The 929-nt window shown below is 62.4% G+C and carries 1 protein-coding gene; it reads right to left on the bottom strand.

Features of this window, described 5'->3' with window-relative positions; translation table 11 throughout:
* Positions 1-202: 202 nt before the first annotated feature.
* Positions 203-929 (bottom strand): class 1 integron integrase IntI1 (gene intI1 / locus CHU32_RS27875; RefSeq protein WP_058688382.1); only part of this gene is annotated, 727 nt, incomplete at its 5' end.

Below are 929 nucleotides of genomic sequence, written 5' to 3'. Positions count from 1 at the left end.
TGTCGTTTTCAGAAGACGGCTGCACTGAACGTCAGAAGCCGACTGCACTATAGCAGCGGAGGGGTTGGATCCATCAGGCAACGACGGGCTGCTGCCGGCCATCAGCGGACGCAGGGAGGACTTTCCGCAACCGGCCGTTCGATGCGGCACCGATGGCCTTCGCGCAGGGGTAGTGAATCCGCCAGGATTGACTTGCGCTGCCCTACCTCTCACTAGTGAGGGGCGGCAGCGCATCAAGCGGTGAGCGCACTCCGGCACCGCCAACTTTCAGCACATGCGTGTAAATCATCGTCGTAGAGACGTCGGAATGGCCGAGCAGATCCTGCACGGTTCGAATGTCGTAACCGCTGCGGAGCAAGGCCGTCGCGAACGAGTGGCGGAGGGTGTGCGGTGTGGCGGGCTTCGTGATGCCTGCTTGTTCTACGGCACGTTTGAAGGCGCGCTGAAAGGTCTGGTCATACATGTGATGGCGACGCACGACACCGCTCCGTGGATCGGTCGAATGCGTGTGCTGCGCAAAAACCCAGAACCACGGCCAGGAATGCCCGGCGCGCGGATACTTCCGCTCAAGGGCGTCGGGAAGCGCAACGCCGCTGCGGCCCTCGGCCTGGTCCTTCAGCCACCATGCCCGTGCACGCGACAGCTGCTCGCGCAGGCTGGGTGCCAAGCTCTCGGGTAACATCAAGGCCCGATCCTTGGAGCCCTTGCCCTCCCGCACGATGATCGTGCCGTGATCGAAATCCAGATCCTTGACCCGCAGTTGCAAACCCTCACTGATCCGCATGCCCGTTCCATACAGAAGCTGGGCGAACAAACGATGCTCGCCTTCCAGAAAACCGAGGATGCGAACCACTTCATCCGGGGTCAGCACCACCGGCAAGCGCCGCGACGGCCGAGGTCTTCCGATCTCCTGAAGCCAGGGCAGATCC

The sequence above is a fragment of the Superficieibacter electus genome (genome assembly GCF_002915575.1).
In the GTDB taxonomy this organism is placed as follows: Bacteria; Pseudomonadota; Gammaproteobacteria; order Enterobacterales; family Enterobacteriaceae; genus Superficieibacter; species Superficieibacter electus.
The sequence above is the reverse complement of the archived record's forward strand: the minus strand, read 5'-3'. Positions and strand labels throughout refer to the sequence as shown.